Annotated in this window: 20 protein-coding genes; 15 read left to right on the top strand and 5 right to left on the bottom strand. The window is 46.5% G+C overall.

Going from position 1 to position 21,192, the window contains the following annotated elements; genetic code table 11:
• Window positions 1–5: 5 nt before the first annotated feature.
• Together AC0C66_RS13055 and AC0C66_RS13050 are read left to right on the top strand one after the other, a co-directional pair.
• On the top strand, window positions 6–2,192 hold the full coding sequence (locus AC0C66_RS13055) for a glycosyltransferase family 39 protein (RefSeq protein ID WP_461845708.1): 2,187 nt from the start codon (window positions 6–8) through the stop codon (window positions 2,190–2,192).
• Window positions 2,193–2,203: 11 nt separating this feature from the next.
• Window positions 2,204–3,175 (top strand): glycosyltransferase family 2 protein, encoded by a 972-nt coding sequence (locus AC0C66_RS13050; RefSeq protein ID WP_014113506.1) that lies wholly within the window; start codon window positions 2,204–2,206, stop codon window positions 3,173–3,175.
• 173 nt (window positions 3,176–3,348) lie between these two features.
• On the opposite strand, the gene AC0C66_RS13045 is transcribed toward AC0C66_RS13050, so the two are convergent.
• Both AC0C66_RS13045 and htrA read right to left on the bottom strand, forming a co-directional pair.
• Window positions 3,349–3,525, bottom strand: a complete 177-nt coding sequence (locus AC0C66_RS13045; protein WP_165766229.1) for a hypothetical protein — start codon at window positions 3,523–3,525, stop codon at window positions 3,349–3,351.
• 158 nt (window positions 3,526–3,683) lie between these two features.
• A complete protein-coding gene (htrA, locus tag AC0C66_RS13040; RefSeq protein ID WP_041520926.1) occupies window positions 3,684–5,042 on the bottom strand; it encodes a serine protease HtrA in 1,359 nt (452 codons plus the stop codon).
• Window positions 5,043–5,213: 171 nt separating this feature from the next.
• Here htrA and proG point away from each other — a divergent pair, with 171 nt between their 5' ends.
• The 10 genes from proG to AC0C66_RS12990 all read left to right on the top strand — a co-directional run bounded on the left by proG (window position 5,214) and on the right by AC0C66_RS12990 (window position 15,788).
• Entirely contained in the window at window positions 5,214–6,032 is an 819-nt protein-coding gene (gene proG, locus AC0C66_RS13035) for a pyrroline-5-carboxylate reductase ProG (protein ID WP_072182948.1), read from the top strand.
• Window positions 6,033–6,356: 324 nt separating this feature from the next.
• A complete protein-coding gene (dppA, locus tag AC0C66_RS13030; RefSeq protein WP_014113510.1) occupies window positions 6,357–7,181 on the top strand; it encodes a D-aminopeptidase DppA in 825 nt (274 codons plus the stop codon).
• Window positions 7,182–7,196: 15 nt separating this feature from the next.
• Window positions 7,197–8,123 carry a dipeptide ABC transporter permease DppB gene (gene dppB / locus AC0C66_RS13025; protein ID WP_003239083.1) on the top strand — a complete coding sequence of 309 codons (927 nt, stop codon included), beginning with the start codon at window positions 7,197–7,199 and terminating at the stop codon, window positions 8,121–8,123.
• 5 nt (window positions 8,124–8,128) lie between these two features.
• Window positions 8,129–9,091, top strand: coding sequence for a dipeptide ABC transporter permease DppC (gene dppC, locus AC0C66_RS13020; protein ID WP_061187308.1), 963 nt, complete (start codon window positions 8,129–8,131; stop codon window positions 9,089–9,091).
• Between the two features lie 4 nt (window positions 9,092–9,095).
• Window positions 9,096–10,103 (top strand): dipeptide ABC transporter ATP-binding subunit DppD, encoded by a 1,008-nt coding sequence (gene dppD, locus AC0C66_RS13015; protein WP_061187309.1) that lies wholly within the window; start codon window positions 9,096–9,098, stop codon window positions 10,101–10,103.
• Between the two features lie 2 nt (window positions 10,104–10,105).
• Window positions 10,106–11,755 (top strand): dipeptide ABC transporter substrate-binding protein DppE, encoded by a 1,650-nt coding sequence (gene dppE / locus AC0C66_RS13010; protein ID WP_087987248.1) that lies wholly within the window; start codon window positions 10,106–10,108, stop codon window positions 11,753–11,755.
• Between the two features lie 87 nt (window positions 11,756–11,842).
• Window positions 11,843–12,802, top strand: coding sequence for a S66 peptidase family protein (locus AC0C66_RS13005; protein ID WP_072182947.1), 960 nt, complete (start codon window positions 11,843–11,845; stop codon window positions 12,800–12,802).
• On the top strand, window positions 12,799–13,899 hold the full coding sequence (gene ykfB / locus AC0C66_RS13000) for an L-Ala-D/L-Glu epimerase (protein ID WP_461845709.1): 1,101 nt from the start codon (window positions 12,799–12,801) through the stop codon (window positions 13,897–13,899). The genes AC0C66_RS13005 and ykfB overlap by 4 nt, the downstream gene beginning before the upstream one ends.
• On the top strand, window positions 13,896–14,786 hold the full coding sequence (locus tag AC0C66_RS12995) for a C40 family peptidase (protein ID WP_087987188.1): 891 nt from the start codon (window positions 13,896–13,898) through the stop codon (window positions 14,784–14,786). Before ykfB ends, AC0C66_RS12995 begins: the two co-directional genes overlap by 4 nt.
• 12 nt (window positions 14,787–14,798) lie before the next feature.
• The gene (locus AC0C66_RS12990; protein WP_461845710.1) at window positions 14,799–15,788 is read left to right on the top strand and encodes an ABC transporter ATP-binding protein; all 990 of its coding nucleotides are present in this window, start codon (window positions 14,799–14,801) and stop codon (window positions 15,786–15,788) included.
• A 38-nt stretch (window positions 15,789–15,826) separates the two neighbouring features.
• Here AC0C66_RS12990 and pgl read toward each other — a convergent pair whose 3' ends face one another.
• Window positions 15,827–16,873, bottom strand: coding sequence for a 6-phosphogluconolactonase (pgl, locus tag AC0C66_RS12985; RefSeq protein WP_461845711.1), 1,047 nt, complete (start codon window positions 16,871–16,873; stop codon window positions 15,827–15,829).
• A gap of 87 nt (window positions 16,874–16,960) precedes the next feature.
• Entirely contained in the window at window positions 16,961–17,821 is an 861-nt protein-coding gene (locus AC0C66_RS12980; protein ID WP_072182942.1) for a dimethylarginine dimethylaminohydrolase family protein, read from the bottom strand.
• A 188-nt stretch (window positions 17,822–18,009) separates the two neighbouring features.
• On the opposite strand from AC0C66_RS12980, the gene AC0C66_RS12975 reads away from it, so the two are divergent.
• Window positions 18,010–18,528: an acyl-CoA thioesterase gene (locus AC0C66_RS12975; protein ID WP_041520929.1), complete on the top strand. Its 519-nt coding sequence runs from the start codon at window positions 18,010–18,012 to the stop codon at window positions 18,526–18,528.
• 246 nt (window positions 18,529–18,774) lie between these two features.
• Window positions 18,775–19,974, top strand: a complete 1,200-nt coding sequence (gene hmpA / locus AC0C66_RS12970; RefSeq protein ID WP_014113522.1) for an NO-inducible flavohemoprotein — start codon at window positions 18,775–18,777, stop codon at window positions 19,972–19,974.
• Window positions 19,975–20,050: 76 nt separating this feature from the next.
• Here hmpA and AC0C66_RS12965 read toward each other — a convergent pair whose 3' ends face one another.
• Window positions 20,051–20,281: a hypothetical protein gene (locus AC0C66_RS12965; RefSeq protein ID WP_014113523.1), complete on the bottom strand. Its 231-nt coding sequence runs from the start codon at window positions 20,279–20,281 to the stop codon at window positions 20,051–20,053.
• A 153-nt stretch (window positions 20,282–20,434) separates the two neighbouring features.
• On the opposite strand from AC0C66_RS12965, the gene AC0C66_RS12960 reads away from it, so the two are divergent.
• Window positions 20,435–21,166 (top strand): DUF421 domain-containing protein, encoded by a 732-nt coding sequence (locus AC0C66_RS12960; RefSeq protein WP_014113524.1) that lies wholly within the window; start codon window positions 20,435–20,437, stop codon window positions 21,164–21,166.
• Window positions 21,167–21,192: the final 26 nt, after the last annotated feature.

The raw sequence follows: 21,192 nt of genomic DNA, 5'->3' as shown, positions 1-21,192 counted from the left end.
AACAAGTGGAAAAGAAAAAACGCGAGCTGGATATTGTCCTCATCCTCATTTTGCTCGCATCTGCATTCTTAAATATCTATAACATTTGGACGGACGACACGGTGAATCCTTATTACACCGCGGCAGTTACAAGTATGATGCAAAGCTTTCATAATTTCTTTTATGCTTCGTTCGATGCTGCCGGCTTTATAACAGTTGATAAACCGCCTATTACATACCAAATCCAAACGATCAGCGCATTGATATTTGGTATGCATGGGTGGAGCGTCATTCTGCCTCAGGCATTAGCGGGTGTAGGTTCAGTCCTCCTTATGTACTTGCTGATTAAGCCGACATTCGGAAAAACAGCGGCGCGCATTGCCTCATTTGTTATGGCATGTACACCGATTGCTGTAGCTGTAGCACGTACAAACAATGTTGATGCATTACTAGTATTTTTCTTATTGCTGGCCACATGGCTTCTCTTTAAAGCGGTCAGAAAAGGAAAGCTGATCTGGCTGTTAGCAGCATTTTTCGTTGTTGGAGTAGGCTTCAATACAAAAATGCTTCAGGCTTATATGATTTTGCCGGCCTTCTTATTGTTCTATCTGATTGCGGCAAACGCCACAATAAAGAAAAAAATCATTTCCTTGGTAAGTGCTTTAGCTGTATTAGCAGCCGTTTCCTTATCATGGCCGCTCATTGTTGACAATATCCCTGCAAGCAAGCGGCCTTATATCGGAAGCAGCCAGACCAACTCCGTTTTGGAATTGGCTTTCGGATATAACGGGATTCAGCGGCTGACAGGCCAAAATTCCGGCGGCGGCCAGGGCGGACCAAACGGAGACGCTTCAAAAGAAATGTCTTCTCCTGACAACAGTTCAACGCAAAATCAAGCACCGCCTAATCAGTCATCAAGCAGCAGCTCATCAAGTGATGACAAATCATCAAATGGCAATATGACGGCACCTCCATCCAATGGTGAAATGCCAAGCGGCGATCAAGGAGGCCCTCCAAGCGGCGGAGATGGCGGCCAAGGCGGTCCTGGTGGAGACGGAGGGAAAGGCGGTGCAGGAACCGGCTCGAAAATGCAATCAGGTTCAGGAATGTTCGGAACGGGAACACCTGGTCCGCTGCGGCTTTTCCAACAAGAATTATCTGATCAAATCAGCTGGCTTCTGCCATTTGCGATCTTTGGAATCGCAGGCTTACTGATCGCTGGGGCAAGAGAAAGAAGAAGATTATCTGCAGAGCAGAAGGAAACGGTGTTCTGGGTTGCATGGCTTGTTCCGATTGCCGGATTCTTCAGTGTTGCAGAATTTTTCCATCATTATTATCTCATTATGCTGGCACCGCCGATAGCGGCTCTTGTCGGTGCGGGATGGGTTGCCCTTGTTCACCTGCACCGCAATCAGACAGGCTGGAAATCATGGCTACTGCCGGCAGCGATTATTGCGACAACTGGATTTGAATTGTTTATTCTCAGAAACTACAACGATCAAATTGGTGCAGGCTGGAGCATTGGCGTAGGTATTATCGGCGTGATGTCAGCGATTGCTCTGCTGCTGTTCAAACAGCGCCAAAAACCGATCAGTTATTATGTATCACTTGCAGCTCTTCTCGCATTGCTGGTGATGCCGATTTATTGGGCAAGCACACCGCTTCTGTACGGGGGCAACAGCTCACAGCCTGAAACAGGTCCTCAGCTTGCATCCATGAGCGGAAAAGGCATGGGAATGTCTGATGCAACTGTAAATGAAAAACTGATCAAATATTTAGAGGAGAATGACTCCGGAGCTGAATACCTGTTCGCCACAACCGACTCGAACACAGCGGCGCCATATATTATTAAAACGAAAAAAGCTGTCATGGCTATTGGCGGATTCAGCGGTTCTGACCCGGCTATCACGCTGACTCAATTCAAAAAGCTTGTAAAAGAAGGAAAAGTGAAATACTTCTTAGCTTCTGGAAGAGGAAGAGGCGGAAACAATGACATTGTTGAATGGGTTGAGAAAAACGGGAAAGAAGTGTCTTCAGATAAGTGGCAATCAAGTTCTGATCAACAATCATCATCTGATCAGAAAACAGAAAATACTGATTCAGCTGATACATCAAACAACAGCAAGTCTTCAGGCGAAAACAGCCAAATGGGTGGCGGACCTGGCGGAATGAATCAGTCAGCTACATTATACGAACTACATGCTGATGAATAGGAGGAAAAAGCATGAGCAGACATATTCAATATTCAGTTGTTGTACCTGTGTATAACGAAGAGCTTGTCATTCATGAAACATATCAGCGCTTAAAAGAGGTCATGGATCAAACGAAGGAAAACTACGAGCTGCTTTTTGTCAACGATGGAAGCAAAGATCGCAGTATTGAGATTTTAAGAGAACACAGCCTGATCGATCCGAGAGTGAAAATCATTGATTTTTCAAGGAACTTTGGGCACCAGATCGCCATTACAGCGGGTATGGATTATGCACTGGGGAATGCAATCGTCGTCATTGACGCCGATTTGCAGGACCCTCCTGAACTGATTTTAGATATGATTGACAAGTGGAAGGAAGGCTATGAGGTCGTATACGCCGTGCGGACAAAACGAAAAGGGGAAACCTTTTTCAAAAAACAAACTGCGGCTATGTTTTACCGGCTTCTAAGCAGCATGACGGATATTGATATCCCGATTGATACAGGGGATTTCCGCCTCATGGACAGAAAAGTCTGTGATGAAATGAAGAGATTAAAAGAAAAAAATCCTTTTGTCAGAGGGCTCGTCAGCTGGGTGGGCTTCAAACAGACAGCGGTCGAGTATGTACGTGATGAAAGGCTTGCTGGAGAAACAAAGTACCCGCTGAAGAAAATGCTGAAGCTTTCAATGGACGGCATCACGACATTTTCGCACAAACCGCTGAAGCTGGCGAGCTATGCGGGGATGTTAATGTCAGGTGCGGGATTTCTGTATATGTTTATCGTGCTGTATCTGAAGCTATTCACAGACAGCACGATTACCGGCTGGTCATCACTTATTGTGATCCAGCTCCTGTTCAGCGGCATCGTTCTTCTAATTCTGGGCATGATCGGCGAATATATCGGCAGAATCTACGATGAAGCTAAAGACAGGCCGCTTTACATCGTTCAGAAATCATATGGAATTGAAAATAAAAGACTCTATAGAGACCAGCATATGTCATAACCTGAAATCCCTGTCCGTGACGGACAGGGGTTTTTTATGTTCTGCGCGATGACCAAAGCAACAGATGCTGATCGTTTTATAGGACTAAGGGATTGTGAACTTGCACTGCGGTTCAGTCATGCTGAAATAAAAACAGCAAAGCTTAAAGATTTCGTCTTCGGCTTTGCTGAATGTCAGCTGTTATATTGGGGGGCTTTTAAGAAACGCATGATCACTGCCGTACCAGTGACGTTTAATAGAATACTGGTACTCAGTACAACTCCCCACGTCAACGTCGATTCAGAGAGAAGAAAGCTCAGCAAAAGAAAAGCCAATCCTGCGCAAATCATACTCAATCCCACGGTTTTCATGTTCATACCTCCTTGCAAACGATGTCTCAAGCATCGGATGAGAATGATGTCAGTCTGTCATATATACGGATGCCTCGGAAGAAAGTTTCATAGAGCAGTTAGGTCTCTAGTCTAATAAAAAAGCCTCAGACCGCTTTTGCGGCCTGAGGCGTTATGTCTTACGAAGTTGTTTCTTCTTTTTGGTCGAGTTTGATTTTTTTCGTCATTTCTTTGCCGTTTCTGAGAATTTTCACTTCAACAGTGTCACCGATGTTTGCGTCCTTATATAAGATATTGCGCAATTCACTGCCTGTATCGATTTCTTTGCCTTTCAGGCTGATGATAATATCCTCCGCTTTCAATCCAGCCTTTTCAGCAGGAGAGCCTGAAGCGACCTCACGGATGTATACGCCCTTATTTAGCTGATTGCCGAACAGGCCGAGTGTGCCTTCTTGGTAGTTTTGCGGCACTTGTTCTAAATCAAGCATGCTGACACCGATATACGGACGTTCAATTTGTCCTTTAGACAGCAATTCTTCTGCAATCGGTTTTACGTCATTGCTTGGAATTGCAAATCCGATGCCCTCTACATCATCTTCACTGATTTTCATACTGTTAATGCCGACAATTTTGCCGGAAGTATTTAACAATGGGCCGCCGCTGTTACCTGGGTTAATTGCCGCGTCAGTCTGTATCACATTAATGCTTGTTTGACCGGCTGATGTTGACATTGAAACCGTTCTGTCCACACCGCTTACAATTCCTTGTGTTACTGTGCGGGACAGGTCTTTTCCGAGCGGATCTCCAATCGCAATGACGGTCTCGCCTGTTCTGAGATCAGATGAATCACCGAAGCTTGCCACTTTTGTTACGTGGTCATCACTGATTTGGAGGACCGCTAAATCTGTTAAGGAGTCACTGCCTACCAGCTTTGCTGTCACCTCAGTGCCGTCATATAAAGAGACCTTCAGTGAAGATGCCCCTTCTACGACGTGGTTATTCGTAATAATATAAGCCTTGCCGTTCTCTTTTTTGAAAATGACACCAGATCCTGAACCGCTTTCTGTATCTTCGCTGGAACCAGATGAACTAGAGCCGAACAAAGAGCTGTTTGACTGAGCTTGAAGATTTGTAATACCGACAATCGCCGGTGAAATGTCTTCCACCATATCTGAGATTTTAGAAGAATCCTCGCTCTTAAATGCAGATGAGCTGCTTGTGCTTGACGTGCTTTTGCCAGATTCAGAGGACGTGCTTTTAGCTGTAACAGATTGTGTTTGCTGCTGGCTGGCTGATTGTTTTGCAGTGTCCTGAGAATCATGGTCGCCAAGCGGTGTAAACGTGTAAATGCCAAGGGCGAGACTGCCGCCGATCACTCCGCCAAGCAGCGGTCTGAACCATCCGAACCCACGTTTTTTCTTCTCCTGATCATGAATGACATTGCGGGCTGAGTAGGAGGTGCTCTGATCGTTCTCTTTCGCTAGAAAGACCTCACTTTCATTGCCTTCCGTTCTGTTTTCGTCACGATAGTTATCCATCATGTTCACTCCGTTTCTCTATTTTCACTAATTTCTTTTTGATTATGATAGGTTTATGACTTGAGTTTATCATAAACAAAAACTGTGGGATAAAAATGAAAAGATTATGGGAAATTGTGAAAAAGTGCGGAAAACGGTACACTTCATATTGTATATGAAAGGACTGAGTCGATGGAACAGATTGGATTGATTGGATATGGCAGCATGGCCGATATGATCGCCAGGCAGCTGTTGAAGCATGAACAAATCAAGGAGCATGAGCTCTTTATTGAAACAAGAACGAAGGGGGAGCGGCTGCAGGCGCTGATGTCAGATTATCCAAATGTATCGGCTGATTCGCTCGAGAACTGGGCGGCAACGTGCCGTTTGATTTTTATATGTGTCCCGCCGCTACATGTGATTGAAACGCTGCGCCGTCTGCACCCGTATGTGAACAAGAATACGCATATCGTTTCCATTGCCGCCGGTGTGCCGTTGCGTCTTTTGGAGGCTGAAACGGAGGCCGGTATATCACGTTTCATTCCTGCGATTACATCCGAAGCAGGAGCGGGCATCTCGCTTGTCGTTCACAGTGAAACACTGACAGCGGATAAAAAAGAACGCCTGAATGAACTGTTATCGGTTTTCAGCCGTGTACGAGAAATCAAAGAATCGAATTTGGATGCCGCCAGCAATTTGACGAGCTCGGCACCAGGGTTCATAGCTGCAGTCTTCGAAGAACTGGCTCTGTCTGCAGTCAGAAACAGCAGCCTGTCCAAAGAAGAAGCCTTTGATTTTCTGATTCATTCACTATACGGAACTGGTAAGCTGCTGATCGAAAAGAAGATGTCTTTCGAGGAAACGCTGGAACGTGTCGCAACGAAAGGCGGAATTACAGGTGAGGGAGCTGAAGTGATACACGCCTCTGTGCCGGACGTTTTTGATGAGGTGTTTGAAAGAACCTTGAAAAAATATAAGCTGCTTACAGAACAGGCGGAGAAACAGACATGAATCCTTTGAAAGAGGATTCTTCAGCGTGTCGACAAAGCCTCGCATTCTTTGTCAGTCCTGCGTGTTGGTGCTCACATTCTGTGAAAGGCCTGCTCCAATGCTCCTCCTTCCTAGACTTCAAGGGTTTTCAATCACGCTGAAATGATGACAACATCCTAAAACGAAAACCATTTTAGGATGTTGTCAACTATCTGTTGAATCCTTAAAAGAGGATTTTTTTTATCATTGAATCGTTGTGATTTCCTTCAGTTATATTGCAATTTTCCTCTTTTTTTAATATAATTTGTTAGAATATTCATAATTTAGTAAAAAAGGAGGAGCGTTATGAAACTGTACATGTCAGTAGATATGGAAGGTATTTCGGGTCTTCCGGACGATACCTTTGTGGATTCCGGCAAGCGCAATTATGAACGCGGGCGGCTCATCATGACTGAAGAAGCAAACTACTGTATTGCCGAAGCGTTTAACAGCGGGTGTACCGAGGTGCTTGTCAATGACAGCCATTCGAAGATGAATAATCTGATGGTTGAAAGGCTTCACCCTGAAGCAGACTTGATATCCGGTGACGTCAAACCATTTTCAATGGTAGAGGGGCTGGATGATACGTTTACAGGCGCTTTGTTTCTCGGTTATCATGCGAGAGCTTCAACTCCCGGTGTGATGTCACACAGCATGATTTTCGGCGTCCGTCATTTTTACATAAACGATCGGCCTGTCGGTGAGCTCGGGTTAAATGCATACGTTGCCGGTTATTATGATGTCCCGGTCTTAATGGTAGCCGGAGATGACCGGGCGGCAAAGGAAGCGGAAGAGCTCATTCCGAATGTTACGACAGCCGCTGTCAAACAAACCATTTCAAGATCCGCAGTGAAGTGTTTGTCCCCTGCGAAAGCCGGCCGGCTGCTGACAGAAAAAACCGCATTTGCCCTGCAAAACAAGGACAAAGTCAAACCACTCACACCGCCTGACAGACCGGTTCTGAGCATTGAGTTCGCCAATTACGGCCAAGCAGAATGGGCGAATCTGATGCCGGGAACTGAAATCAAGCCGGGAACCACAACCGTTCAATTTCAGGCGAAGGACATGCTTGAAGCCTATCAGGCGATGCTTGTCATGACTGAGCTTGCGATGCGGACATCATTCTGCTAAAGGGGTGTTGAGGCTTTGGCGCGATACATGATGAAGCGTTTTTGGGCAATGGCAGCTACGATTTTGGTGATTACCACCCTGACTTTTGTTCTCATGAAGGTCATTCCCGGATCTCCTTTTAACGAGGAGAGAGGCACAAATGAAGCCGTTCAAAAAAATCTCGAAGCCTACTATCACTTAGACGATCCTCTCATTTTCCAATACATCATCTACCTAAAATCCATCATTACATTCGATTTCGGACCTTCAATTAAAAAACCGTCAGACAGCGTAAATGATATGCTGGAACGCGGATTTCCCGTTTCCTTTGAGCTTGGAATGACAGCCATTGTCATAGCCGTGATCTCTGGGCTGGTGCTGGGCGTAATCGCTGCGCTCCGCCGCAATGGCTTTTTAGACTACGCCGCGATGAGTCTCGCGGTACTCGGCATCTCCATCCCGAATTTTATTCTGGCAACATTGCTCATTCAGCAATTTGCTGTCAATCTCAAACTATTTCCCGCTGCCACATGGACGAGCCCGATCCATATGGTGCTTCCGACCGCAGCGCTTGCTGTAGGGCCAATGGCGATCATTGCCAGGCTGACACGGTCAAGCATGGTCGAAGTCCTGACACAGGATTATATCCGCACAGCAAAGGCAAAAGGGCTTTCTCCGTTCAAAATTATCGTAAAACACGCACTCAGAAATGCACTCATGCCCGTCATTACCGTCCTGGGCACACTCGTCGCAAGTATTTTAACAGGAAGCTTTGTCATTGAAAAAATCTTTGCCATTCCGGGAATGGGAAAATATTTTGTTGAAAGTATTAATCAGCGGGACTATCCCGTGATTATGGGAACGACCGTTTTTTACAGCGTCATTCTGATCATCATGCTGTTTTTGGTCGATTTGGCCTACGGTCTGCTGGACCCGCGCATTAAACTGCATAAGAAAGGGTGAAGCGTGTGAATCTCCCTGTACAAACAAATGAACGCCAGCCAGAGCAGCACATTCAGGTGCCGGATGAGTGGTTTGTCTCGAATCAGGAAAAAAATCGAGAAGCCGATTCGGTCAAGCGGCCGAGTTTGTCATACACGCAGGATGCTTGGAGGAGGCTGAAGAAAAATAAATTAGCGATGGCGGGACTCTTTATTCTTTTATTTCTTTTTGTCATGGCAGTTATCGGGCCCTTTTTATCGCCCCATAGTGTCGCGCGCCAATCGCTGACCGAGCAAAATCTCCCGCCCTCAGCCGATCATTGGTTCGGCACCGATGAGCTCGGCCGGGATGTGTTTACCAGAACATGGTATGGAGCGAGGATTTCGTTATTTGTCGGAGTGATGGCAGCGCTGATTGATTTTGTGATCGGTGTTATTTACGGAGGCGTTGCCGGCTATAAAGGCGGCAGGACTGACAGCATCATGATGCGGATTATCGAAGTGCTGTATGGCTTGCCGTATCTCCTTGTTGTCATTTTGCTGATGGTGCTGATGGGGCCGGGACTGGGCACCATTATTGTGGCACTGACTGTGACCGGATGGGTCGGGATGGCGAGAATTGTAAGAGGACAGGTGCTTCAGATTAAAAATTATGAATACGTACTCGCATCGAAAACCTTTGGTGCGAAAACCTTTCGCATCATCCGGAAGAATCTGCTGCCGAATACAATGGGAGCGATCATCGTACAAATGACATTAACCGTACCTGCCGCTATATTCGCAGAATCTTTTTTAAGCTTTCTCGGCCTCGGCATACAGGCTCCGTTTGCAAGCTGGGGTGTGATGGCGAATGACGGCCTGCCTACGATTTTGTCCGGGCATTGGTGGCGCCTGTTTTTTCCGGCCTTTTTCATCTCCTTGACGATGTATGCGTTTAATGTGCTGGGGGACGGATTACAGGATGCGCTCGACCCTAAGCTGAGGAGGTAGCTGTATGGAAAAAGTTCTGTCAGTCAAAAATCTGCACGTTTCTTTTACGACTTACGGCGGGACGGTTCAGGCGGTCAGAGGGGTGAGCTTTGATTTGTATCAAGGTGAAACCTTTGCAATCGTCGGCGAATCCGGCTGCGGCAAAAGCGTTACCTCCCAAAGCATCATGGGCCTGCTTCCGCCCTATTCGGCGAAAGTGACGGACGGCAGCATTCTATTTAAAAACAAAGACCTTTGCCGTCTCTCTGACAAAGAAATGAGAAGCATAAGGGGAGCCGACATATCTATGATTTTTCAAGACCCGATGACAGCATTAAACCCGACGCTGACTGTCGGAGATCAGCTGGGGGAAGCGCTCCTGCGCCACAAAAAAATGAGCAAAAAGGCGGTACGGGAAGAGGTACTGTCCATGCTGTCATTGGTCGGCATTCCCGATCCCGAAGAGCGTCTCAAACAGTATCCCCATCAATTCAGTGGCGGCATGAGACAGCGGATTGTCATTGCGATGGCGCTGATTTGCGAGCCAGACATCTTAATCGCAGATGAACCGACCACTGCCCTTGACGTGACCATTCAAGCGCAGATTTTGGAGCTGTTTAAAGAGATTCAGAGAAAAACGAATGTGTCTGTCATTTTGATTACACACGATTTAGGGGTCGTTGCCCAGATTGCTGACAGAGTTGCAGTTATGTATGCCGGTAAAATGGCGGAGATCGGCACGAGAAAAGATATTTTTTATCAGCCGCAGCACCCTTATACGAAAGGGCTGCTGAACTCTGTCCCGAGGTTGGATATGGAGGGCGCGGAGCTGATTCCGATTGACGGAACGCCGCCGGATTTATTTTCACCTCCGCCAGGCTGCCCGTTTGCCGCCCGCTGTCCGAACAGGATGATCGTGTGTGACAGGATATACCCGGGCAAGACCATCAGATCTGACACGCACACTGTCAACTGCTGGCTGCAGGATCAACGGGCTGAACATGCAATGCTGTCCGGAGGTGCGAAGGATTGATCATGAAAAGGGGGAAGAGGATGAAACGAGTGAAAAAGCTATGGGGAATGGGCCTTGCATTAGGACTTTCGTTTGCGCTGATGGGATGTACAGCGAACGAACAGGCCGGAAAGGAAAGCGGTAATGATAAGGCAAAAACAAGCGGGGAAAAGGTGCTGTATGTAAATAACGAAAATGAACCGACTTCGTTCGATCCACCGATCGGTTTTAATAATGTGTCGTGGCAGCCGTTAAATAACATCATGGAGGGGCTGACACGTCTTGGCAAAGAGAATGAGCCTGAACCGGCAATGGCGGAAAAGTGGTCTGTATCAAAAGATAAAAAAACCTACACATTTACGATTCGAGAAAATGCGAAATGGACAAACGGAGATCCGGTAACGGCCGGAGACTTTGAATATGCGTGGAAACGGATGCTTGATCCGAAAAAAGGCGCTTCATCTGCGTTTCTCGGCTATTTTATTGAAGGCGGCGAAGCGTATAACAGCGGGAAAGGGAAAAAAGACGGTGTGAAGGTGACGGCAAAGGATGATCGAACCCTTGAAGTAACACTTGAAGCACCGCAAAAATATTTTCTCAGCGTCGTGTCCAATCCGGCGTATTTTCCAGTAAACGAAAAGGTCGATAAAGAAAATCCAAAGTGGTTTGCTGAGGCAGATACATTTGTCGGGAACGGTCCGTTTAAGCTGACGGAATGGAAGCATGATGACAGCATCACAATGGAGAAAAGCGACACGTATTGGGATAAAGATACCGTGAAGCTTGATAAGGTGAAATGGGCGATGGTCAGTGACAGAAATACAGATTATCAGATGTTTCAGTCTGGTGAACTGGATACCGCTTATGTCCCTGCTGAATTAAGCGATCAGCTGCTGGATCAGGACAATGTCAGTATTGTTGACCAGGCGGGCCTCTATTTCTACCGGTTTAATGTGAACATGGAGCCGTTCCAAAATGAAAACATCAGAAAAGCCTTTGCGATGGCTGTCGATCAGGAGGAAATTGTAAAGTACGTCACGAAAAATAACGAAAAACCGGCACACGCCTTTGTATCGCCTGGATTTACGCAGCCTGACGGCAAGGATTTCCGTGAAGCGGGCGGAGACCTGGTCACACCAAATGAAAGCAAAGCGAAGCAGCTGCTGGAAAAAGGCATGAAGGAAGAAAACTATGATAAGCTTCCTGCGATTACTCTTACTTATAGCACAAAGCCGGAGCATAAAAAGATTGCTGAGGCGATCCAGCAAAAATTAAAAAATACCCTTGGAGTCGATGTGAAGCTGGCCAATATGGAATGGAACGTATTTTTAGAAGATCAAAAAGCGCTGAAATTTCAATTCTCTCAAAGCTCATTTTTGCCTGACTACGCGGACCCTATCAGTTTTCTGGAAGCCTTCCAAACAGGAAATTCGATGAACCGCACAGGCTGGGCCAATAAAGAATACGATCAGCTGATCAAGCGGGCGAAACATGAAGCCGATGAAAAAACGCGTTTCTCCCTAATGCATCAAGCGGAAAAGCTGCTGGTCAATGAAGCGCCGATCATTCCGGTTTATTTCTACAACCAGGTCAACCTGCAAAACGAAAATGTAAAGGGAATCGTCCGGCATCCTGTCGGCTATATCGATTTAAAATGGGCGGATAAAAACTGACGCCGGCGATTGGGAAAATACTGCTTCTTTATGCGAAGGAGCGGTATTTTTTCTCTTTCTTGCACGTATACGTAGGGTGCAGAGCAAATGAAAGGAGTGATTCAGTTGAATCACAAGCCGAAAGCGCTGAAAAAGGGTGACACAGTCGGAGTGATCGCGCCTGCAAGCCCGCCGGATCCAAAGCAGCTTGACACCGCGCTTTTATTTATAAAAGAGCTCGGACTTCAGGTGAAATTGGGCAAGGCACTGAAAAACCAGCACGGCTATTTAGCGGGACAGGATGATGAGCGGCTGGCTGATCTCCATGAGATGTTCAGAGACGAGGAGGTAAAAGCAGTGCTGTGCGCATGCGGGGGTTTTGGGACAGGACGTATCGCCGCCGGCATTGATTTCAGCTTAATCCGCAAACATCCTAAAATCTTCTGGGGATACAGCGATATTACGTTTTTACATACTGCCATCCATCAAAACACAGGCCTTGTCACCTTCCATGGCCCGATGCTCAGTTCAGATATTGGTCTCGACGACGTTCACCCGCTGACAAAAGCGTCGTATGAGCAGCTCTTCCAAGAGAGGGAATTCACCTATACAGAAGACCTTTCTCCGCTGACCGTGCTTGTTCCTGGAAAAGCGGAAGGCGAGCTTGTCGGAGGAAATCTCTCTTTACTGACGTCTACGCTGGGCACGCCGTTTGAAATTGATACGAGAGGGAAGCTTCTGTTTATTGAAGATATTGACGAGGAGCCATATCAAATCGACCGGATGCTGAATCAGCTGAAAATGGCGGGAAAGCTGACGGATGCAGCCGGAATTCTTGTTTGTGATTTTCACAACTGTGTCCCGGTGAAGAGGGAAAAATCTCTGTCGCTTGAGCAGGTGCTTGATGACTATATTGTATCCGCGGGCAAACCTGCTCTGAGAGGTTTTAAAATCGGCCACTGTTCACCGAGTTTTGCCGTTCCGATCGGTGCGCAAGCTGCTATGAATACAACACAAAAAACAGTCGTGATCGAGGCGGGCGTTTCAGAAGGGGCGCTGAAGACATGAAAATCACGCGAATAGAAACAAGCCGAATCGCCGTACCGCTGACAAAGCCGTTTAAAACTGCGCTTCGCACTGTGCATACGGCTGAATCGGTTATAGTAAGAATCACTTATGACAGCGGCGCAATCGGATGGGGAGAAGCGCCCCCGACGATAGTGATTACAGGAGACAGCATGGATAGCATTGAAAGTGCAATTCACAATGTCTTGAAGCCGGCACTGCTTGGAAAAAGCCTGTCCGGCTGTGAGGCCATCCTGCACGACATCCAGCACCTCCTGACAGGTAATATGAGCGCTAAGTCGGCTGTGGAAATTGCGGTATACGACGGTTGGGCGCAGATGTGCGGACTGCCGCTTTATCAAATGCTTGGCGGATACCGAGATACGCTGGAAACGGATTATACCGTCAGTGTCAACTCACCTGAAGAGATGGCAGCTGATGCCGAGAATTATCTCAAACAAGGCTTTCAAACGCTGAAAATAAAGGTCGGAAAAGATGAAATCGCAACAGATATCGCCCGTATCCAGGAAATCAGAAAACGTGTCGGATCAGCCGTGAAACTGCGTTTAGACGCCAATCAGGGGTGGACGCCGAAGGAAGCGGTAACTGCTATTCGGAAAATGGAGGATGCCGGTCTTGGCATAGAGCTTGTCGAGCAGCCTGTCCATAAAGATGATCTCCCTGGGCTTAAAAAGGTGACAGATGCGACAGACACACCGATTATGGCCGATGAAAGTGTTTTTACGCCGCGGCAGGCGTTCGAAATTCTTCAAACCCGGAGCGCTGACTTGATCAATATTAAATTGATGAAAGCGGGCGGCATCAGCGGAGCAGAGAAAATCAATGCCATGGCTGAGGCGTGCGGAGTAGAGTGCATGGTCGGCAGCATGATTGAAACGAAGCTGGGCATTACGGCCGCGGCGCATTTTGCGGCAAGCAAAAGAAACATCACACGCTTTGATTTTGACGCGCCGCTGATGCTGAAAACAGATGTCATCAAAGGCGGCATAACATACAGCGGCAGCACGATTGCGATGCCTGACAGACCGGGTCTCGGAATCACCGGAGCTGCGCTTTTGAAAGGGGAAATAGAGCAATGATGCACACTGTCATATCAGCAGTGGCCAACATCTGGACAGCGCCTGATTCACCTCGGCCATCTGATCAAGCGATGCTTCGTCCGACCGTATTGATCAGAGACTGGCTGGAGCGCATGACGTATGATGAGCGGCTTGGATTATGTACAGACAATGTGATCCAAACTCAGGTTCTCTTTGGCGAAAAAGTACTGGTGACGGCGGAACAGGGTGAATGGGTTTCTGTGATCGTGCCGAGCCAACCATCCCGAAAAGATCCACGCGGATATCCGGGCTGGATGAAAAAGAACCAGCTGAAAAAAACAAGTCCCATCCATACACAAAAAGATGTCATGATCAGCAAACCTGCTGCCTTTTTGTATAAAAGCAATGGAGAAAAGGAGATCGAACTGAGCTTTTTGACGGTTCTTCCCCTCATTGCAGAAGAAAACGAATATTTTAAGGTTTCGACCGTTTTTGGGGAAAGGTTTGTGAAGCAAACTGATGCAGTGCCTGTCCGCGAACAGAAAGGGACTGCTGAAGACATCATTCAAACGGGGGCGTTTTTTCTCGGGCTTCCCTACCTGTGGGGAGGGATCAGCGGGTTTGGGTTTGATTGCTCCGGGTTTATGTACAGTATATTTAAGGCCAATGGATACAGCATCCCCCGTGATGCAGGAGATCAGGCAAAGGCGGGGAAGGAAATCCCGCTTGATGATATGAAAGCCGGTGACCTGCTGTTTTTTGCTTACGAGGAAGGAAAAGGAGCGATTCATCACGTCGGTCTGTCCGTCGGCGATGGGAAAATGATTCATTCTCCAAAGACGGGAAAATCAATCGAAATTCTTACATTAAAAGAGACAATCTATGAAAAAGAACGGTGTGCGGTGCGCCGCTGTTTTTCAGAATAAGGAGGGAGACAAATGACGCCACTGCCTTTGTTAGAGGTCAGCCAGCTGAGAATGCATTTTGACGCAGGAAAAAAGCGGACAGTTAAAGCCGTCGATGGGGTCACCTTTCAGATTCATGAAGGAGAAACGTTTGGGCTAGTCGGTGAATCAGGGTGCGGGAAATCAACCTTGGGGAGAGTGCTGATGCGCCTTTATCAGCCAACAGAAGGAAGTGTGAAATACCGCGGCACCAACCTCCACTCACTGAGTGAGAAAGAGCAGTTTACCTTTAACCGCAAGCTGCAGATGATTTTTCAGGACCCTTATGCTTCGCTTAACCCGCGTATGACCGTTCGAGAAATCATTTTGGAGCCGATGGAAATCCACAACCTTTACAATACCCACAAAGCGCGGCTTCTCGTCGTGGACGAGCTGCTTGAGGCAGTAGGGCTTCACCCTGATTTTGGCAGCCGTTATCCCCATGAATTCAGCGGCGGGCAGAGACAAAGAATCGGGATTGCCAGAGCGCTGTCGCTGAATCCTGAATTTATCGTGGCAGACGAACCGATTTCTGCACTTGATGTCTCGGTTCAAGCGCAGGTGGTCAACCTGCTGAAGCGGCTTCAAAAAGAGAAAGGGCTCACGTTTTTATTTATTGCCCATGATCTTTCGATGGTGAAGCATATCAGTGACAGGATCGGTGTGATGTACTTAGGGCACATGATGGAAATAACAGAGAGCGGCACCTTGTATCGCGAACCGCTGCATCCCTATACAAAGGCGCTTTTATCCTCGATTCCGATTCCAGACCCTGAATTGGAGGACAAGCGTGAGCGCATCCTCTTAAAAGGGGAGCTGCCGAGCCCAGTTAATCCGCCGAGCGGCTGCGTGTTTCGGACCCGCTGTCCAGAGGCGATGCCTGAATGCAGCGAATCCCGTCCTCAGCTTCAGGAAATTGAAGCCGGCCGATTTGTCGCCTGCCATTTGTATCGAAATGCTGAGACGACAGAAAAGGTGAGATAATCAAAAAAGACTGGCTCCGGAGCCAGTCTTTGCTTTTATCATTGATGTAAAAATTTCACACAAACCGGGTAAGGGACAGAGACAGTTGATGGAAGCACTGTCAATCGGCCGGTTTCTTTGTCTCTTTCAAACAGGACAAGGTTGCCTGTTTCTTCATTTGAAGCGACAAGGAATGTTTCCGTTGGATCAAATACAAAGTCCCGAGGCCAGTTTCCTTCTGTCGAAACTCTTTCCACGAAAGCCAGCTCGCCTGAATATTGATTCACTTCAAATACAGCGATACTGTCATGGCCGCGGTTTGCGACGTAAACAAAACGGCCGTCCTGTGTGACATGAATTGCACTTCCCTGGCTGTTATCTGTAAAATCATCAGGGATGGCAGAGACGACTTGGATTTCTCTGAATTCGCCGGCTGTCGGATTGTATTCAAGCGCAACCACTTCATTGCTTAATTCTGTCATCACATAAGCGTATTTTTCTTTCGGGTGAAAAGCGATATGGCGAGGCCCTGCGCCGGGAGCGAAGGAATGGCTTCCGGATTCAGCCAATACGCCGTCTTTCAGCTTATAGGTGTACAGCTTATCGGTCCCTAAGTCAACCGCTACGACATAGTTATGTTCAGGTGTGAACCCTGCGTAGTGTGTATGCGGCTTTTCCTGTCTTTCGTGCGGTCCTTTTCCTGTGTGAGCGGCTTCTGCAGCAGGAGATTGCAAGCTTCCGTCTTCCTGAACCGGAAAAGCGTGTACCTTCCCGCTGTGATAATTGGCAGTTAGTACGAACTGACTTTGATCATCGACGCTTACGTGGCATGGCGATGGCCCATCAATTAACTGATGATTCAGAAATGTCAATTCACCGCTGTTTTTATCGATTTGATAGGCAGCAACTCCGCCTTGGCCGTCTGCTTTTTCAATTGAATAAAGAATGGTGTTGTCTTTATTCGGTGTTACATATGTCGGGTTGCCCAGCTTAGCGGCAAGCTTTGGCTCGCTAAGTGTTTTTTTCTCAGTATCAAGCTCAAATGAATAAATCCCTTCGCTTCCGCCTTTTGTATATGTTCCGACATATCCTATGTACTTTGTCATGCGATTTCCCCCTTAAAATGATGTCATCTCTATATTAACGTATCTTAATAAAATAAGCTGTTCAAAACATGAAAAAGGGGAATTTCTTCACTCGCCGCGAATCAGCGGCATCGTACAGCATCTGAAGGAGCCGCCTGATTTAATAATTTCTGACAGGTCAATTTCGATGATATGATAGCCTCTTTTCGTTAGCTGTTGATTGACATGGCGGTTGCAAGGGAGGCTGATGATCGTTTTTCTACCGATTGAAAGGACATTGGTGCCAAGCGTAAATTGTTCGTCCTCGGGCACTTCAATGAGATCATAACGTTTTGCAAGCATATGAACTGCCCCTGGTTCAAGGGCTTTAGGATAAATTAACGCTTCGTTTTCAGATACGATGTTAAATACGCAGTCCAAATGCAAAAATTTTTCATGCAGCTGCACGGGAACGACTGTATATTCAGGTAGCGCCTCTTTTAGCTGGCCAATGGCTGACATGTCGGTGCGCTGGCTGATGCCGACGTAGACGATATCTTCATCGATAATGACGTCACCGCCTTCAATGCTTGAATCAAGCATACGGGTGTAAGAAATGCCTTGGCTGTGAAAAAAATCTTTTATGATGGCTTCTTCCCCTTGGCGAATCGGTTCAGTCATGCTTGAGAGGAAGGCTTTTTCTCCGATGACAAACCCTATGTCCCTGGTGAAGACCTGCTCGGGGAGCCCGTCGCGCACGGGCAAAAGAATGACTTCAATGTTGTGTGATCTGAGTGCTTTAATTAAGCGGCTGTGCTGATCTGTGGCGGTTTTGACATGAATATTGTCATCTTCAAAATGTTTTTGGGTTTCGTTTATGACATCTTTTATGGTCATGTGCTCGGGTCTGCATAAAATGACTTTCTGAAGTGTGCCGTATTCCGTTCGGCATACCGTTTTGTGCTGATGTTTCGGGATGGATACGTCCATTGTTTGTCCTCCTGACCGTGTGAAGAATACATTTATTATTCCCTCATCATGAAAATCATTAAACGTTTTAGCAAGAAATCCTGACAGACAAAGCATTTTAAATTTTAGACAAATGGCAGAGAATATTGTTTAATAGGAGAATATGAGTGCATTTAACTAAACGATCAGACATCAAAGGGGAGAAAGGTATGGAAACACCGGAAACAAAATTTTGTAAAGAGTCAAAGGTTGTAAAAACCAGCAGGGTGTTCCCGCTTGATACAAACAATCATAATACGCTGTTTGGCGGAAAATTAATGAGCTACATCGACGACATCGCTTCTATTTCCGCGGCGCGCCATTGCAGACGGGAAACAGTAACAGCTTCGATGGACTCTGTAGATTTTTTGAAGCCAATCGGGCAAAAGGATTCTGTCTGCCTGGAGTCATATGTGACATGGGTCGGCACATCTTCCATGGAGGTGTTTGTAAAAGTCATTAAGGAGCACCTGATGACTGGCGAAAGGGAGCTCGCTGCGACATCCTTTTTGACGTTTGTCGCATTAGATTCAAATGGCAAGCCGGTGCCTGTACCGAGAGTTGTACCGGAAACAGAGGAAGAAATTATGCTGCATAATACAGCGGTTCAGCGCGCTAATGAACGAAAGAACCGCAAAAAACACAGCCAAGCGCTTGCAAATGCGCTCGGAACTGAAAAGCCTTGGTAAACGTTAAACCCAAAACTTATGTTGTTTTGGGTTTTTTTGTGCTTTTCACTTTTCTGATGGTGATAATTACAATGGTTAGTCCGTTTTTGCTAGGGGATTTTATAAAAAGCAACAATTGTCACGTTAAATTGATAATTTTGTGACAACTTTATTAAAGATTCATTTTAAATATATCTTTTATTCGTGAGATCATGTATTTTAAAGATATATTTTAAATACATCTTTTTGGAAGGGATTGTTTATACGATGTTAGATAATAAAACAATCGAAATCATTAAAAGCACTGTACCCGTATTACAACAACATGGAGAAACCATTACTGGCCGTTTTTACGATTTGATGTTTCAAGATCATCCAGAGCTTTTGAACATTTTTAATCAAACAAACCAAAAAAAGAAAACACAGCGCGCTGCACTTGCAAATGCCGTTATCGCCGCTGCGGCAAATATTGACCAGCTTGGAAATATCATTCCAGTCGTCAAACAAATCGGCCACAAGCACCGCAGTATCGGAATTAAGGCTGAACATTACCCAATCGTTGGAAAATATTTGCTGATTGCGATTAAAGACGTTCTGGGAGACGCTGCGACACCTGACATTATGCAGGCATGGGAGAAAGCGTACGGAGTAATCGCTGACGCGTTCATCGGAATTGAAAAAGAAATGTATGAGCAGGCGGAGCAGCAAACTGGCGGCTGGAAGGAGTATAAGCCGTTCGTTATCGCGAAAAAAGAGCGGGAAAGCACAGAAATTACATCCTTCTATCTGAAGCCGGAAGACGGCAAGCCGTTACCTGATTTTCAAGCAGGGCAGTACATCAGCATTAAAGTGCAGATTCCTGATTCTGAATATATGCAAATCCGTCAATACAGCCTGTCAGATATGCCGGGAAAAGACTATTATCGCATTTCAGTGAAGAAAGACGGTGTCGTGTCTTCCTATTTACACGATGGACTGCATGAGGGAGATTCAATAGAGATCAGCGCACCGGCAGGGGACTTTGTTTTAGATGCTTCATCTCAAAAAGATCTCGTTCTGATCAGTGCCGGAGTTGGCATTACACCAATGATAAGCATGCTGAAAACGTCTGTTTCCAAGCAGCCTGAACGGCAGATTCTGTTCATTCATGCCGCGAAAAACAGTGAGTATCACGCATTGCGTCATGAGGTGGAAGAAGCGGGAAACCATTCTTCTGTCAAGACAGCATTTGTGTATCGCGAGCCGACAGAGGAAGACCGTGCAGGTGATCTTCAATTTCATGAAGGACAGATTGATCAGCAGTTCCTAAAAGAACTGATTGCCAATACAGATGCTGATTATTATATTTGCGGTTCACAGTCATTTATTACAGCAATGCATAAACTTGTGTCAGACCTTGGATCAGCGCCGGAGTCTATCCATTACGAGCTGTTCGGCCCGCAATTAAGTATGGCACAGTCCGTTTGATCACATAAATGAAACTCTTCTCTTTTCTGAGAAGAGTTTTTTATTGAGATAGAAGAAGGCGGACAAGCGCCTGCTTCTACATCCGGACAATCACTGACCCGCCTCCGCCGCTTGTGCATACACGGTTTTGCTGTTCTTGCATCGTTCTCAGCAATTCATTGTTTATCTCAATCGCTCTGATTAATTGCTCCATTTTCAGCTCTAAACCGGCTAGCCTGTCGAAAGACTGCTGTTGCTTATAGCCGGCGGGATGAGGAGCCGATGACAGATCATAGGGCCAATGGGTATTCGTTTTCTGATGTTTCATTTTGCGCCTCCAATCGATGTCATTTTCTATTATGTTATGTGCCGCCGATCTGCACGTTCGCCTATTTAGAACAGGATAAAAGGGAATAATGCATAGAGGGTCTGCCTCGGGGAACAATAGGCTCAAAATGACCAGCGGATGGAGGTAAGATCGGTGTTGTGGATGGTATGGGCATTTTTACTGAAGCCAATTATCGTATTTTCGATTGCGTATATTCTGTTTCGGCTTGCCGGTAAAAAAGCTGTGTCACAAATGAACAATTTTGATCTGCTTTTGACCTTCGCAATCGGAACCATTATCAGTGAGCCGATTCTTACATCCAGGCTGCCGATGTCGATTTATTACGCGGGCTCTTTTTTGGTGCTTTATCTTCTGATGAGCAAGCTCTCTCTTTCTAATAAATGGCGCTGGCTGCTGGTCGTAAGCCCGACTGTCCTAATCCGAAACGGGGATATTGATGAACGCGGACTGCGTAAAGAAAGGCTGACGGTTAATGAACTGCTCGGAAAACTAAGGGAAAAGGGCTATGCCGATCCGGCTGACATTGATCTTGCCATCATTGAAGAAACAGGAGAAGTAAGCGTCATTCCAAAAGAGGAAGCGAGAGCAGTGCAGGTGCGGGATTTGAATATGGAAGCTGAACGGAATTTTATCCCGATTCCTCTCATACTGGACGGCGAAATCCTTGATCATAATTTGAAATACCTCCAAAAAAACCGAACCTGGCTGTTTGAGAAGCTTGAGGAAAAAGGATACAGCCCAAAACGGCTCTCCTTGATCACGCTTGGCACGATGAATGCCCGCGGTGATATATCGCTTGATTTGAATACCTCAAACGAACCGCAGCATGATCCTTATTTATATAAACCGGGAAATAACAATTAAGATTGCTCTCTATTTTTAACGAGAGC

The organism is Bacillus sp. VA13 (genome assembly GCF_055710085.1).
The sequence above is the reverse complement of the archived record's forward strand: the minus strand, read 5'-3'. Positions and strand labels throughout refer to the sequence as shown.